At 45.4% G+C, this 14,722-nt stretch carries 14 protein-coding genes; 11 read left to right on the forward strand and 3 right to left on the reverse strand.

The features are described 5' to 3' along the window. Positions 1-29 precede the first annotated feature (29 nt). Entirely contained in the window at positions 30-701 is a 672-nt protein-coding gene (locus tag PCH02S_RS28505; protein WP_246069290.1) for a GNAT family N-acetyltransferase, read from the reverse strand. Between the two features lie 48 nt (positions 702-749). On the opposite strand from PCH02S_RS28505, the gene PCH02S_RS28510 reads away from it, so the two are divergent. From PCH02S_RS28510 to PCH02S_RS28535, 6 genes are all read left to right on the forward strand, one after another. After that, complete coding sequence (locus PCH02S_RS28510) at positions 750-1,556, forward strand: class I SAM-dependent methyltransferase (protein WP_127457492.1); 807 nt, start codon at positions 750-752, stop codon at positions 1,554-1,556. A 140-nt stretch (positions 1,557-1,696) separates the two neighbouring features. Further along, a complete protein-coding gene (locus PCH02S_RS28515; RefSeq protein WP_127457493.1) occupies positions 1,697-3,211 on the forward strand; it encodes a spore germination protein in 1,515 nt (504 codons plus the stop codon). Between the two features lie 29 nt (positions 3,212-3,240). Further along, positions 3,241-4,413 (forward strand): Ger(x)C family spore germination protein, encoded by a 1,173-nt coding sequence (locus PCH02S_RS28520; protein WP_127457494.1) that lies wholly within the window; start codon positions 3,241-3,243, stop codon positions 4,411-4,413. Beyond that, positions 4,406-5,515 carry a GerAB/ArcD/ProY family transporter gene (locus tag PCH02S_RS28525; protein WP_127457495.1) on the forward strand — a complete coding sequence of 370 codons (1,110 nt, stop codon included), beginning with the start codon at positions 4,406-4,408 and terminating at the stop codon, positions 5,513-5,515. The genes PCH02S_RS28520 and PCH02S_RS28525 overlap by 8 nt, the downstream gene beginning before the upstream one ends. 168 nt (positions 5,516-5,683) lie before the next feature. After that, positions 5,684-6,022, forward strand: coding sequence for a PadR family transcriptional regulator (locus PCH02S_RS28530; RefSeq protein ID WP_127457496.1), 339 nt, complete (start codon positions 5,684-5,686; stop codon positions 6,020-6,022). A 96-nt stretch (positions 6,023-6,118) separates the two neighbouring features. After that, complete coding sequence (locus tag PCH02S_RS28535) at positions 6,119-6,925, forward strand: serine/threonine protein kinase (RefSeq protein WP_127457497.1); 807 nt, start codon at positions 6,119-6,121, stop codon at positions 6,923-6,925. Between the two features lie 310 nt (positions 6,926-7,235). Here PCH02S_RS28535 and PCH02S_RS28545 read toward each other — a convergent pair whose 3' ends face one another. Both PCH02S_RS28545 and PCH02S_RS28550 read right to left on the reverse strand, forming a co-directional pair. Further along, entirely contained in the window at positions 7,236-8,078 is an 843-nt protein-coding gene (locus tag PCH02S_RS28545) for an EcsC family protein (RefSeq protein WP_127457516.1), read from the reverse strand. A 5-nt stretch (positions 8,079-8,083) separates the two neighbouring features. Further along, a complete protein-coding gene (locus PCH02S_RS28550) occupies positions 8,084-9,091 on the reverse strand; it encodes an AraC family transcriptional regulator (protein ID WP_127457499.1) in 1,008 nt (335 codons plus the stop codon). A 139-nt stretch (positions 9,092-9,230) separates the two neighbouring features. Here PCH02S_RS28550 and kdgD point away from each other — a divergent pair, with 139 nt between their 5' ends. The 5 genes from kdgD to PCH02S_RS28575 all read left to right on the forward strand — a co-directional run bounded on the left by kdgD (position 9,231) and on the right by PCH02S_RS28575 (position 14,607). After that, the gene (gene kdgD, locus PCH02S_RS28555; protein ID WP_127457500.1) at positions 9,231-10,157 is read left to right on the forward strand and encodes a 5-dehydro-4-deoxyglucarate dehydratase; all 927 of its coding nucleotides are present in this window, start codon (positions 9,231-9,233) and stop codon (positions 10,155-10,157) included. 13 nt (positions 10,158-10,170) lie between these two features. After that, entirely contained in the window at positions 10,171-11,172 is a 1,002-nt protein-coding gene (locus PCH02S_RS28560) for a mannonate dehydratase (RefSeq protein WP_127457501.1), read from the forward strand. A gap of 3 nt (positions 11,173-11,175) precedes the next feature. Continuing rightward, positions 11,176-12,633 (forward strand): alpha-ketoglutaric semialdehyde dehydrogenase GucD, encoded by a 1,458-nt coding sequence (gene gucD, locus PCH02S_RS28565; protein ID WP_127457502.1) that lies wholly within the window; start codon positions 11,176-11,178, stop codon positions 12,631-12,633. A 196-nt stretch (positions 12,634-12,829) separates the two neighbouring features. Beyond that, the gene (locus tag PCH02S_RS28570) at positions 12,830-13,504 is read left to right on the forward strand and encodes a hypothetical protein (protein ID WP_127457503.1); all 675 of its coding nucleotides are present in this window, start codon (positions 12,830-12,832) and stop codon (positions 13,502-13,504) included. 14 nt (positions 13,505-13,518) lie between these two features. Beyond that, entirely contained in the window at positions 13,519-14,607 is a 1,089-nt protein-coding gene (locus PCH02S_RS28575) for a toxic anion resistance protein (RefSeq protein WP_127457504.1), read from the forward strand. Positions 14,608-14,722 lie beyond the last annotated feature (115 nt).

Raw genomic sequence — 14,722 nt, forward strand, 5'->3', positions numbered from 1 at the left:
AAGAAGACAACATAGAAAGAGGAGTCTGCTTATGGGCAGCTCCTCTTTTTTTCGATCGGTAGAACCAGGATATGCTGAAGACCGTTTCGGCCCATTTTCGTGCGGCCATCATCTCTAAAGCCTGCTTTTAAATAAGCTTGTCGTGCGGGAAGATTGTTCAAATTTACAGCTAGTACAATTTCTTCTGCTTCGGGGAAATGATGCTGGGTAAATGCTTTCAGCTGCAGGAGCGCTGCTTTGGCATGACCATTCCCCTGATCTTCATGATTAATTGAAAAAGCACGAAACACAAGGGAATTTGAATGATCCGAATACTCAAATCGTTCTTCTCCGTCATACAGAATAAAAAATCCAACAGGCTTTTCATTCGAAACGATAACAACAGGAAATCGGTGTTTATCCTCCAAGGCGACTTGAAGCATCTCTTTTGGCATGCCAGTGAACTGTTTTTGATCTTCTGGCAAGTAGAACGATTCCAAAGCGGCTTTATGTTCAGGTTTATAAAAAATAATTTCAGTATGTTGGCTTGTATGCAAATGTCTATTCATCTTGTCCTCCAATAAGATACGGAAGTCTACACGTTTAACCACTATTATACTTGAAATTACCCATGGAAAAAGAGAAAAGTATAGCCTAACAAAGTCCCCTTTTTTCATCCAAAAAATAATTTCGCGCCCTCCCTTAGTTTCTGTACTTTTCACTAGAAGAGTCAGATATGTATTATCAGTAGGTAAAAAGGAGGGGGATCCATGCTAGAGGAATACGAGTTTATTTTAAGTTTGAAATTGCTGGAGTTTGAAATTAGGCAAATAACAGCGTATACCAGCGCTTTTCCCAAGTGCTACACAATGTTGAAAAATAAATTAGATGACTTGTGTGATTTTATATATAAAGAGGAGAATGTTCAAAACTGGCCTCTATGGCAGTCGAATACTGAAGTGCAGGAACTATCGCGAAATGTGAGGGAAACATCCATTAATGCTTTGCGTGTTTTGGAGAAATATCAAGCAGAACATGGGGAAAAGGATGAAATTCAACAAAGCAAGTATATGGATTTATTGTCAGATTCCGTTCGTTCCGAATTGGCCTGTTTACAGATTGATCAACATAGCAAAGTGTTGATTATCGGCTCAGGAGCGTTCCCCGTTTCTGTGCTAACCATTGCCCAAGTGTCAGGAGCAGAAGTGGTAGGACAAGATTTAGACGAGGAAGCGGTAGAGCTTGCTAAGCAATCAGCGGCAATGAGCGACAGGGTAAATCGTGTAACTTTCACCCACCGACCATTGAATGAGCTGGCCTTTGCCCAAGAAGCTACCCATGTTATTGTTGCCTCTCATGTGGCCGATAAGCAGGAGGTTCTTGAGGATTTGAGGCAATTAGCAAGCTATCACGTGAAAATTTTGATACGCTACGGCAATGGGCTGAAATCGCTGTTTAATTATACGTGGCCCGAGGGGAATCACTTGCCGGGGTGGACACAAAGTCCTGTAAGTACGGCATCACAGCTGTATGACACGGTCATTTTGGAGAAAGTGATGCAAATGAAAAAAGTTTGAAGCGGGACCTTCCTATTGTATAGGGAGGTTTTTTATTTTCCATGCGGAGAACTCGATTTCCATCCACATCAACCTGAATATTCCAACAATATTAAGCGCATAACAATAAGTAAAAAGTGTGTGATTAAGGAGAGTTTGGCATGAAGAAGGAGATTCCGAGGGAGCTAAGTGTGGAGAAAGAAGCCAATCAGACCGCTGTCTCGGCCGAACTTTCCGGGAACTTGCAAATATTGCGAACCTACTTTACAGATTGTGCGGATGTTTTGTTCACTCAGTTTCACACTCACAACGGGTTGAACGCCTGTATGCTGTATCTCCGCGGCGTTGTGGATGTGGAGCTTCTGGATGGAAATGTGCTTACCCCGTTAAAGAACTCGAAGGTAGACTCTGCAAGCTCAATCGAAACTTACAAAGATGATGTCAATGTGTCTGATGTCTATGTGCTTCAAACCATTGGTGAAGTTCTCCACGATGTCCTGGGAGGAAGATCCGTTGTCTTCATTGATACCATACAAGGCGCTCTAAGCATTGGACTTATGAAGTACGATACACGTGCTGTTGAAGAGCCGCTAGCCGAATCTGTTGTGCGTGGTTCAAGAGAAGGTTTTATTGAATCTTCAACCGTCAATACTTCATTAATTCGGAAAAGATTAAAGACGCCGGCGTTAAAATTCATCACCTTCACGGTGGGGACTTATTCTAAAACGGAACTCACCATGGCTTATATCCAGGGGATCGCAAAGCCTGATATTATCAGCAAGGTTTCAGAGCGGATAGAGCAGATCGATATTGACGGTGTGCTTGAGAGCGGATACATCGAGGAACTGATTGAGGGTAATACGTATTCGCCTTTTCCACAAATACAAGCAACAGAACGCCCCGATGTGGCCGCTGCCAGCTTGCTGGAAGGACGTATTCTTATTTTAACCGAAAATACGCCTATCGTGCTGATCGTCCCAGCAACCTTCTGGTCCATGATGCAATCACCTGAGGATTACTATCAGCGATATTTAATCGGGACGTTAATTCGCTGGCTCCGTTACACGTTTTTCCTCATCGCGATGCTCGCTCCTGCTGTGTATGTGGCGGTTCTAACCTTTCATCAGGAGATGGTGCCGACGACTCTGCTTCTGCGCGTAGCCAAATCGCGGGAAGAGATCCCGTTCCCGGCCTTGGTGGAAGCGCTCATCATGGAAATTACGTTTGAAGCGCTGCGTGAAGCGGGTATTCGACTTCCAAGGCAAGTCGGCTCAGCCGTCAGTATCGTTGGCGCGCTTGTCATTGGTCAGGCGGCTATACAAGCCGGCCTTGTTTCGGCCCCAATGGTCATGGTCGTTGCCATTACCGGGATATCCTCATTTATGATGCCTCAGTACTCAGCAAGCATTGCGCTTCGAATTCTGCGATTTCCCATTATGATTTTGTCAGGAATGATGGGGTTATTTGGCTTAATTCTGGGGCTGTTGTTAGTCATAAGCCATCTTTGTATACTTCGTTCATTTGGTGTTCCTTACATGGCTCCGTTAGCTCCAATTTCCTTAAGCGGTATGAAAGATGTGCTTTTCAGGGCCCCTATCAATAAATTAAAGACGCGGCCGTTGTTCTACAGTGAAGGCAATATCAAAAGACAAGGCGATAAGCCGGATAGTAAGTAATGATGCAGGAGTGATGGAGGGGAAGAGAATTGAGGCACTGGATTGGCTTCCCAGTACTTATACTAGTGCTGCTTCTGACTACAGGCTGCTGGGATCGTGTGGAGGTCAATGACATGGCCTTGATTATATCCGCAGGAGTAGACTTGAAAGATGAAGATGAAATTGAAATGACCGTTCAGGTCTTTATTCCGAATCCAGCTTCAGGAGGCAGTGAGGGCAATGGCGGAGGGCAGGGAAATGTATATACCATGTCATCGGTGGGCATATCCATGGCGGATGCTCTAAGTGAGTTGCAAAAGAAACTGCCTCGTTTTTTTTCTTGGGGGCATGCGAAAGCCTTCTTTTTTGGGGAAGAATTGGCAAGACAGGGTTTGAGTGACGAGTTTGATTTCTTATTCAGAGATATCCAGACGCGGGAGCAATCCAACTTCTTTATCTGTAAAGGAACCGCCAGACAGCTGTTGGAATCGCAAGTGGATCCCAATACTTATGAAACCTTAATTAAACTTTCTCAGAAGCCGGTCAACCATTCTTCTACCATGCACGAAGTAGAGGAACTGTTAAGCGCTGAATCACAGTCCTTTCTTTTACCGGTAGTTGCGCCTGCCACTCTAATCACAAATAGGGCTAAAAAGCAGATTCTAACTGTCGAAGGAATGTCCGTCATCCAAAAACAGAAACTAAAAGGTTTTCTAAGCCCGGAAGACATCATGGGAATCCGCTTATTAAGACCAAAAGATCTTGGACGAAATATAACCATGACTCAGAAATTGGACGGCGGTAATATTGTCATCAAGATCATGCATACCAAAATACGATTGTACCCTTCGATTGAAAACGGCGTTTGGAAAATGAGAGTGAAATTATCGTTGGATGGAAATGTCGTTCAAAATTCAAGCTCAATTAATATTACAAAAGGTACCGACGCCATGAGAAGCATAGAGGAACCTTTTAATCAATCAATGAAAGAAATTATGGTACATACCCTGCATCGGTTGCAAACGGAGCAAAAAGCGGATGTTGTAGGATTTGCGAGAGCCTTTCACAAAAAATATCCACTTATCTGGAGAGACAAAAAGGGCGAGTGGATTTCCATCTTCCAAACCATGGAAATGGAAGTGGAAGTTGATAGCTCTATACAGGGGCCAGGAGTTGCCAATATTCCTGTGTATCAGAGAAGAGGTGAGGTTAACGATGAGTGACATGGTTTTAACGACCCGCCAACTATTCTGGATGATGGTAAGCACGCAAGTCATCATGACCATTCTGTTGACAACCGCGCCAGCCATTCAATTGGCCAATCAGGATGCCTGGATGTCCTTGATTGTTTCTACCGCGGTGGCGGTAGGAATCGCCTATATTTGCGGGAAGCTGGCTTCCATTTTTCCTGATAAAACACTCATTGAATTTAACCGGATTTTGCTTGGGAAATGGTTTGGCGGTGTGATTTCGGTGATGTATTTGCTGGTCTGGATTGTTATTCTTACCGTCATATTAAAACAATTCAGCTTGTTTATTACAGGGACCATCATGCCCAGAACGCCGGTTTTTTTAATCCAAATCCCCATGTTTCTCGTTGTGATTTACCCGACAGTGCATGGTGTTGGCGTGATTGCTCGAATTTGTGAACTGACGGGCCCAATCATTTTAATTGGCGTTATAGGTCCTATGTTTTTGGCCATTAATCAATTGGATTGGGACCGGCTGCTGCCGATTTACATCGATAACGGTTTGCTGGCATTAATGAAAGGTTCGCTGCCAGCGGCCGCCTTCTTGGGCGATTGCATCATGCTGCTCATATTAATTGCCTTTGTTGTGCAGAAGAAGCAGATTGTCCGCCATGCGGTAGGAGGCGTCATGCTTTCCGGCGTCGTAACATTGATCTCCGTGATTTTTAGCATTTTGATGTTTGGACACAACGTCGCCGCGAATTACACCTATCCAATGCTCATGATCGTTCGATCGATTTCCATCGGCGGTATCATTGAAAACCTGGATGCCATCGTTGTAACGATTTGGATCATGAGTGTGTTTACTAAATTATCGCTCTATTTATTTGTTTCAAGCTACGGCACCTCACAGCTTTTTGGTTTGAAAGACTGGAGAAAAATGACATGGGTGATATCGGCGATCGTCATGTTAGCCACATTTATACCCGTTAATTATGAGGAGATTTCCGTCATTTTTCCCTTAAAAGTGGCTGCTCCTTATATTTTCCCGATCTTCATGGTGGCAGGTCCGCTTCTGCTGCTTTTACTGGCACTTGTCAAACGGAAGAAGCTCCGCATGCAGCCGAACGCTTAACTGAACATAAAAGTACCGTCAGGAAGCTCATTCTTCTTTGACGGTCTTTTTACGGCCAACTATATTGATACTCGATATATCATGTTATATTATATCGATATACGATATATTGTGCTTCGAAATAACAAAATGCGATATAAATACGGATTGAATGGAGGTGAGAACCACATGGAGTTTTCCAAAGATCTGCTGCCATTGACGGAAGCATTTTACTATATTTTAGTGACTTTATATCCCCGTGCGGCACATGGTTACGCGATGATGCAGGATGTGGAAAAGATGAGCGCCGGTAGGGTACGCATAGGTGCAGGTACCTTATATACAGCATTAAATACGCTGCAGAAAAAGGGGTTAATTGAGCATGCGCCTGAGGCAGATGTTGGTGTTGATTCACGTCGCAAACTGTACGCGATAACCGAGCTGGGAAGGAATGTATTAAAAGCTGAGATGAATCGTATGGAAGAATTGCTGTCGAATGCAAGATCAGCCATCACAAATTCCCCTTGAACTCATATGTGTTTGTTTTACTAGCTTACGGCTGTTTGCGATTTCAACAAAAAATCAAGAAGCTTGATGAAAACTAATGGACTATAAGGAGCGATTATGGCATTGCTTGCCTATATGAAAAAAGTGTATGCTGCTTGGATCGATTATCCGTTGCAAGAGGGAAAATTGCTTCAAGCTCAGTATCGTATCCTGCGATTTCTCGGCATGGGAAGTTATGGGTTAACCTACTTGTGCCAGGACATCAGGACTGGTGGAGAACTCGTCATTAAGCAAGCGAAGCCAAGTAAAGGGAAGTTGGGGCGGGACCTGTTGCAAAAGGAGCTCGAAATCATGCAGCAGCTGCAACATCAATCCATACCAAGATGTCTGGCATTCTTCGAGGAAAATAAACAGATGTTCATGCTCATGGATTATGTGAAAGGGCAAACGGTTGAGGATTTGATTTTTGAAAGAGGCGAGAAGTTTTTAGAAAAAGAAGCGTTAAGCCTGATTAGCAAGCTAATGCCAGTGGTGTCCTACTTGCACATGCAAGGTTTTGTCCATCGCGATATCCGGATTCCTAATGTTATTTTGCAAGGGGAGCGCATCTATTTAATTGATTTTGGTTTAGCTTCGCGAATCGGGGACCCAAATGAGTACGTAGAAGGGGAAGCGCTGCAGAGGCGGCGGGTGACTGAGGAGACGTCCGATCTGTATGCAATCGGTCACTTTTTGCTTTTCATGTTGTATTCAACCTTTGAGACATCGGAAGTGCATGAGGAAAGCGCCAACGGGTGGGAGGAGGAGCTTGATCTCACACCGGCGACGAAACGTATGATTCGCAAGCTGCTTCAGATAGAGCCTGCTTATACGAGTACGCAAGCATTCATTGATGAACTGAATACAATCCTGCAGCAGCCATAATTCGTTCATCCTAAAGCAAAACAAAAAAGCCACTTTCGCGGCTTATGGTTAACTTGAGCTATGTTGTCTGTTTCGGTAATAACCATGACCTTGCTGGCTGTGACCATTACCGTAATACCGATCAGATGAAGAATGACGACGACCATAGTGGACACGATGACTGCTATTGTGACGATAACCTCGGTGTTTGGAGTGGAAGATGGAGCCTAATAGCTTTTTTAGCAAATATTTTATCATTTGTCAGGAAGCCTCCAATCGTTTTAATTTTTAATACGAATGGAGACTCCATTAGTTTCAATCGGCTCGGGAGCTACTCAATGTTTTGTTTGTCTAATTCGCTTAACCGCTCAAGAATTCTACGCTTACGATACAGCATTTTTGCTGATTCGCCTACATCTATAAGCGTGCCTCGATTGATCCATGCACCGAACAGGATGCCGGCAACAGGAATCAACTGGAACAGTTTCTTCCAACCCCAATTGTCACGATAGGTAGCAAAAACTTCCCGCCACCCTTGCAGCTGCGAAATCATCTGCGAGTCTGCTTGATCATTTGCTGCATAGTCGCTGAGCTCATCAAGAATCGCTTTCTTCCCGACGATATCCGCAGAAGAGAATTGCATACATTTAATCGTGAAGATGCGTTCCTGCTTGATTTTGGGATCATAGCCGTAACAGATGGCCAGTTCTTGAATGGTTTTCAGAGACAGGCCGAGAACGGCTGGAACATCGATGGCGAGTGTCAGAATGCCGCCAATTCCTGTCGTTGCTCCTTGGAGCGTTGCTAACTTCGTCCGATTGTGAATGATCTCATCTGCTGCTTGATCCAGGATGCGAAGGGGAAGTGTCTCCACATCTTCAATAGCAGCTACCTCTGTATGGACCCGATGATGACCTTCACTTCGGTGACGCACTTCTTCGATATGGCGCAATGTCCCGGCTTCAGAGATGAGATACCGTCCACCCGCTTGCAAATAATTCCCTAGTTCATTTAAAGCCTCGCTAATCTTCTTGTTCAATATTTTAGGCGTCAACCGGTCCAACAATTGAAAAGGCAAACGCCCGATTTTCTCCCAAAACCATAAATCCTTCTGTTCAGACTCCCAAGCTTTAACGATGTTCAACTCTTTCAGCAATTGTTCCCTTGATTCCATCATGATTACAACTCCTTTGCATCTTGTATACGTTTGAGAGCTGCATTTGGATGCAAAGGCAGATTTTTTTGATAACGGGTTGCTACTTGTTCTAAATATTTGTGAATCCAGGCATCGACCGTTTCGGCGTTAAGACTATTTTTGCGAAAGGAGCTTGGCGGAGTACCCATTTCCTTGGTGAACACTTGCGTGAAATAGTGGATGCTTTCAAAGCCGGTATCTTCGGCAATTTGTTTAAGCGGAATGTCGGTGTAACCTAGCAGATAGGCGGCTCTTTTGACCCTTTCGGTTTTGACAACCGAAGGGAAGGATTGCCCTAATTCTTCCGCCATGAGGCGGGAAAGCTGCCGCTCAGACAGATGCAGGCTTTGGGCTACCTCTGAAAGCGCTATCTTATTCGTGAGATGAGTTTGGATATATTCTTTTGCTCGCTTGAGAGTGCCTTGAAGATCTGATCTTGCAGTAGATAAAGCTGTATCGCCAGAGACGCAGTGCTGCAGAAATAAGCTGACACAACTCATGACCAGCGTATAGGCTAGATGTTCAATGGATTCTTTATAACGAATTTCGGACTCAGCCGCATGCAGGAGCAGTGCTTGCCAAATAAGTGCAGGCGAAGTTTGCTCGGCATTCGGGATGAATAAATGCGGATAAGCGCTTAATTGCTGAAAATCGCGAATAAAAGCTTCGCTGGATTCGGATGCTACGGGTTCAATGGCAAAAAACAGCAGCAGCATGCCCTCATCGCTTTGTATATAGTGTCTGCTTTCAGGCTTGGAACAATAAAGCGTTCCAGCGCGCAGCGGGTAGGTTACACCATCTGAAAAGTAAACGCCTTCCCCTTGGACGACATAACAAATTTCAAAAAAGGAATGCGCATGGGGGCTATTTCCCATATGCTGCGGTTTTGCACCCCAGTAGTGAACAAAAATGGATGCGGAGGCACCATACAGCTGATCCACATGTTGATTGAGGTATAAGTTACTTCGAGAATAAACAGTATGGCTCAGCATGAAAGCGTATCTCCCCTCTAGTAAGCTGACATCTATTATATCACGGAATTTTTTAAAAAAGCGGCGTGTTTTTACAAAGACTGACTTCGTGTTCCTTTCCTATAATGAAATGGAAGATCACACGAAGGGGTTGTTCGATATGGGAAGCGAAAAACATCTATCACTGGCTGGGATTATGGGTTTTCCGGTAACACCGTTTGATCATAACGAGAATGTGAATGAAAAAGCGTTTGAAGCGAATGTACAATTTTTGTTGGCGGGTGGCTTAGATTCCGTATTTGTTTGTGCCGGTTCCGGGGAGTTTCAATCGTTGGATATCAAAGAATATGAGCAGCTAGTTACGATAGGAGTTGCAGTATCCGCTGGGAAAGTGCCTGTCTTTGCAGGTGCAGGGGGCAACCTGAAGGAAGCGGTCGAACGCGTCCAATTGGCGGAAAAAATTGGAGCAGACGGATTGTTGCTGCTGCCGCCTTACCTGATCATCCCTGAACAGGAAGGGCTGTACAATTATTACCGTACGATCGCTGTGAGCACGGCATTGCCAGTTATTATTTATCAGCGTGATAATGCGGTCTTTACATTAAAAACGCTTGAAAGATTGGCTAATCTGCCAAACGTCATTGGGTTCAAGGACGGATTAGGCAACTTCGAGCTTAATATCGAATTTGTGCAATCCCTTGGAAATAAGCTGCAATGGATGAACGGAATGCCGCTGGCGGAACTGACGATGCCTGCCTATCATGCACTGGGCTTTCATTCCTATTCCTCGGCTATATCCAATTATATCCCTCAAGTTTCAAGGAAATTTCATGAGAGCCTGATCGGAGGCAATCAGGAGTTGCTGCAAATGATCTATCGCGAAGTGATTTTGCCGATTCACCGCATCCGGCAGCAACGCAAAGGGTATGCGGTTTCCCTAATCAAAGCAGGGATGGATATCGTCGGTCTGCCCGTTGGTTTGCAAGTTCGGTCACCGTTAGTAGAGGTCGAGCGAGAGCATTATGTACAGTTGGAATCGATTATCAAAAAGAGCGTGGACTTGATCGCTGCTGCCAATAACCTATAGGAGGTAATGAACAATGATGAAGGTATCGATTCAAGTTCCAACTTGCGATCTGTCTGATAGCGATTTAAAACAAATGTGCCAGCTTGGCGTTGATTGTATTGATTTTACGCGAGGATCTTCCTTTCCCGGCGTGAAGGAGCTCGGTTATCCGGATCTCGATCAACTGATCAAGTTAAGACGAAGAATCCGATCACATGGGATGGACATTAACCGTGTGACGCTGCCAGATATATCAAGCAGTTTTATGTTGGAGGAACCTGGATCCGAGATCCAATTGGAGCATGTCGGCAATGCCATCAAAGCCTTTGGCGAAGCGGGGATCACGCTTGTTCGTCAGCGGTTTGCCGGCGATGTCTTTCCTTATCTGTCAGAGGAATACACGGCTGTGCACCGAGGAGGGGCGCTGGTACGCGGGGAATCTATTCACCGGAATCCAGACAAGCAGCCTCCTACCGTGGAACAATTAAACGCTTGGTGGAAGCGTTTCGATCTCGTCTTCGGCAAGCTGGTTCCATTAGCGGAAGAGTACAATGTCAATCTGGCTGTGCATCCTTCCGATACACCGCACCATAATACGCCTTTCGGCGGGCTTGGTTTTCATCGCGTTATAGATGCTTATTCCAGCAGAAATGTTGGCTTGGTTTATTGCGTCGGTACTCGCGGAGAAGCAGGCGGTACACCGCTGGTTCTTGATGAGATTTATCAATATGGGCGTAAAGATCGGATTTTTCTCGTTCACTTCCGTAATATTCGGGGCAGCCTGGCGACGGCCGGGGCATTTGAAGAGGCGCTTTTGGACGATGGTCATATGAATATGGCGAAAATTTTGTTAGCCTTGCATCAGGTTGGCTATAACGGCTGTATTAACCCGGATCACATTACTTCTCTTGAAATGGACCGTGCACCGCATAATCCTTCGAAATCCGGCATGGGCTGGGTTGGTTGGGCGTATTCCATCGGCTATGTGAAAGCGCTGCTCGCGGCATTAACCGAATTTAGAGGCGGGAGGGATTAAGCCATGTTTGAACCTCAAACGTTTCTTAATTATATCGGCGGGGAGTGGAAAGCAGCTTCAAGCAACATGGTTGAAGCTAGCATGAATCCGGCTAACCGCCATGAAACAGTGGGCTACATCCAGAAGTCAACGTTGGATGATCTGGAGGAAGCTGTTGTCGCGGCCAGAGCAGCCAAGATGGGATGGCGCAAATTATCGGGTCCGGCACGCGGCGAGTTCTTGTACAAAGCTGCGAATCAAGTGGAGCAGCGCCTGGATGAAATTGCGGAAATGATGACCCGCGAAATGGGAAAAACGCTCCCGGAGGCAAAAGGGGAAACCGCGCGCGGGGTTGCGATTTTGCGGTATTACGCCGGCGAAGGCATGCGGAGTATCGGTGACGTAATCCCTTCAACGGATAGCACAGCGTTGATGTTCACGTCCCGTGCGCCGCTTGGTGTCGTCGGGGTTATCACGCCTTGGAATTTTCCGGTTGCGATTCCAATCTGGAAAATGGCTCCTGCTCTGATCTACGGGAACACCGTTGTGTTCAAGCCGGCGCAAGAAACAGCGGTAACCGCGGCTTTGATCATGGAATGTTTCCAGGCAGCGGGACTTCCTGCCGGTGTCATCAATATGGTGACAGGCGACGGCGGCCTCATCGGACAAGCAATGGCTGACCACCCGGACATCCAGGGCATCACCTTTACAGGATCGAACGCAGTGGGGAAAAAAGTCGGGCAAAGCGCTCTGGCAAGAGGAGCCAAGTACCAGCTCGAAATGGGCGGGAAGAACCCCGTTATCGTGGCGCGGGATGCGGATCTGGACCTTGCCGTTGATGCCACCATTAGCGGAGGCTTAAAATCAACGGGGCAGAAATGCACAGCGACGAGCCGAGTAATCGTCCATAGCGAAATTTACGAAGCTTTTAAGACGAAGCTGCTGGACAAAGTTCAGAACATCCGTTTAGGCTCCGGCCTTGAAGCTGCGACGTGGATGGGCCCTCTTGCAAGTGAAAACCAGTACCGCACAGTCCTCTCTTATATCACAAAAGGTGTAGAAGAAGGCGGCACTTTACTATGTGGAGGCGGAAAAGGGCAGAGGCAGGATTTGGAGGCCGGTTATTTCGTTGAACCAACCGTTTTTGAAAACATCTCCAGCTCAATGACCATCGCGCAGGAAGAGATTTTCGGCCCCGTGCTTGCTCTTATGAAAGTGGATTCGCTGGAAGAGGCGATCGAAATCGCGAATGACGTGAAATTTGGACTCAGCGCTTCCATTTTTACGCGGGATATTTCGAGCATGCTGACGTTCTTGCAGGATATCGATGCCGGTATGGTCCGGATCAATGCGGAGAGCGCTGGTGTGGAATTGCAGGCACCGTTCGGCGGCGTTAAGCAGTCCAGTTCCGGCTCTAGGGAACAGGGGCAAGCAGCGATAGACTTTTATACGGATATTAAAACGGTCTTTGTTAAAGCTTGATAAGCGATTTAAAGTGAATAGTTGGGCGGGGATCAGCATCCTGCCCAACTATTTTTTCTGCTATATGAGCACTTCATATCGAAAAAAGGAGAGAAAGCGACAAGAAATGTCAGCAATCTTTGTGTGAATTTGGTGTTTGAATGTATAATAGATCTATAGATGAATTAACAACTGGGTGAATAAAGGGGGATGTACGGTGCAATCGAAGTTTAAAGTTGCTATAGGCATATCCGTTTTGGGGTATGTTGTAAGTCTTATAACTGCCCGCTTTCTGCCTGGCGCAGTTAACTTATTAGTGCCAACTACTTTCTCATTAGGCAGTCTTATGCTGATTAGTCGCAATCATTCAATGGAGATGAAAAAGCTGCAAGGTCCAAATACTGCCAGTGATTCTTTACCGAATACGGGGAGTACAAGCAGCACGAATCCGAGCGGTGAAATGGAGCTGCAGGGTAAAAGTGAAAGTGAAAACGATCCATTTTGGGGTCCGATAGCCGAGTACATTCATGTCATCGAAGAGACGATGATATCCGAAGGCCAGAAAAATACGCTGGATAATGAAATCGTAGAGAAGACGCTTAGTTTACTATCAAGAGTCGGCAGGTTAATTCCGCAGCTGAAAGAACTAAATGATGCAAACATGAATCATAACATACAACGGTTGATCTTCAAGGATCTGAATGGTGCGATTAACCCCTTTCTGAAGTTGGGTGGAGAAGCGAAACGGCTGAATCGTCGTCTTCTGCTTACGGGGATTAAGGATATTAACTCCAAACTCTCCGCTTATGTAGAGACAATTGAACAAAAAGATCTCATGGAATTGCAAACGCGAATGGAACTCATCCAACAACGCTATCGTTCTGAAGACTAAAGGAGGAACTAACGATGACAACCCAATTAGTACAATTAAAATCGGCAGATTTGCAGAGAGTAGAGCAGGAAGCGAAACAAATGCTCCAAAAAGTATCGACCACGGATGACATGGAATTAGAAGTCCTGATAGACTCCATCGGTCGTATGGGTTCCAAAACCATGGAGCAAGCGGGTCAATCCTTAGCCATGTTAGAGCGCCCCGTGAATGAATTGATGTCCGGCAAACGATCGGAAGTTCAAAACAACATTTTGAAACTTCGTCATGAAATCGATTCTTTGAGCAAAAGCAAGCAGTTGGGTTTTTTCGAAAAAATCATGAAAAAGACACCGCTGAAAAACTATATTTATAAATATCAGTCCGTAAAAACGAACGTGAATGCGATCGTCCAATCGCTTCGCAATGGCAAGGAAACACTGGAAGAAAATATGGCTTACATGAAAACATTGAAGAAAAACTCTTTAGAATCGGTCTACAACCTTCAAATGCGGATTGCCATGGGCGAGAACTTAAAGCAGTTGTTTGAAACGGAGATTAGCAAGCCGGAAAATGAAGGGCGTAAGGTTCATCTGGAAAGAGGCCTTCGTAAAGTAGTGACGCGTATCCAGTCATTCCAGGAAATGGTCATCCTCTATCAGCAAGCGATTGCGGGTACGGATATCATCAATGACAATAATGATAAGCTTATCGATGCTGTTGATGCGACAATCGACAAAACGCAGAATTTACTTACTGTATCCGCGATGATTTCGATGGCGATCGAGGATCAAGTACAAACCATTGATGCAGTCAATTCGGCGAACGCGACACTTAATAAAATGTTTGAGGACAACTCGCGGTTGTTGAAAGAAACGACGCAGAAAACGAACGAGCTGCTTGGGAACTCGGGCTTACAGATGGATTCCATTGAGCGTGGAATGAATGATCTCTTCAGTGCGCTGGATCTATTCGAACAGTCCAATCGGACAATCATTCAATCGGCTACGGAGCACACGAAAAGGCTCGGGAACATTAGCCAGCAGATGACCCAGCGACTCGGCTTAATGCCTGGCAATAAAACAATTGCTGAGAAAGACGCTGAGCTTAGCGGACTTTTAGAATAAAAAAGAGCGAGGTTGCCCTACGTATGGGGCAGCCTCGTTTTAGTAAAAAGATAATTTATCGAATGTACTCAAACAAATATTTTTCGTTGTAAAGATGGCTGTTCAGCAAAGTTGA

Source organism: Paenibacillus chondroitinus NBRC 15376 (assembly GCF_004000765.1).
Lineage (GTDB): Bacteria > Bacillota > Bacilli > Paenibacillales > NBRC-103111 > Paenibacillus_E > Paenibacillus_E chondroitinus.

Bases quoted from the DNA above. Each gene is read 5' to 3' on its own strand.
- PCH02S_RS28535 (WP_127457497.1), top strand. From the start codon at position 6,119: ATGGCATTGCTTGCCTATATGAAAAAAGTGTATGCTGCTTGGATCGAT.
- gucD (WP_127457502.1), top strand. From the start codon at position 11,176: ATGTTTGAACCTCAAACGTTTCTTAATTATATCGGCGGGGAGTGGAAA.
- PCH02S_RS28530 (WP_127457496.1), top strand. From the start codon at position 5,684: ATGGAGTTTTCCAAAGATCTGCTGCCATTGACGGAAGCATTTTACTAT.
- PCH02S_RS28550 (WP_127457499.1), bottom strand. From the start codon at position 9,091: ATGCTGAGCCATACTGTTTATTCTCGAAGTAACTTATACCTCAATCAA.
- PCH02S_RS28525 (WP_127457495.1), top strand. From the start codon at position 4,406: ATGAGTGACATGGTTTTAACGACCCGCCAACTATTCTGGATGATGGTA.
- PCH02S_RS28575 (WP_127457504.1), top strand. From the start codon at position 13,519: ATGACAACCCAATTAGTACAATTAAAATCGGCAGATTTGCAGAGAGTA.
- PCH02S_RS28560 (WP_127457501.1), top strand. From the start codon at position 10,171: ATGATGAAGGTATCGATTCAAGTTCCAACTTGCGATCTGTCTGATAGC.
- kdgD (WP_127457500.1), top strand. From the start codon at position 9,231: ATGGGAAGCGAAAAACATCTATCACTGGCTGGGATTATGGGTTTTCCG.
- PCH02S_RS28515 (WP_127457493.1), top strand. From the start codon at position 1,697: ATGAAGAAGGAGATTCCGAGGGAGCTAAGTGTGGAGAAAGAAGCCAAT.
- PCH02S_RS28510 (WP_127457492.1), top strand. From the start codon at position 750: ATGCTAGAGGAATACGAGTTTATTTTAAGTTTGAAATTGCTGGAGTTT.
- PCH02S_RS28545 (WP_127457516.1), bottom strand. From the start codon at position 8,078: ATGGAATCAAGGGAACAATTGCTGAAAGAGTTGAACATCGTTAAAGCT.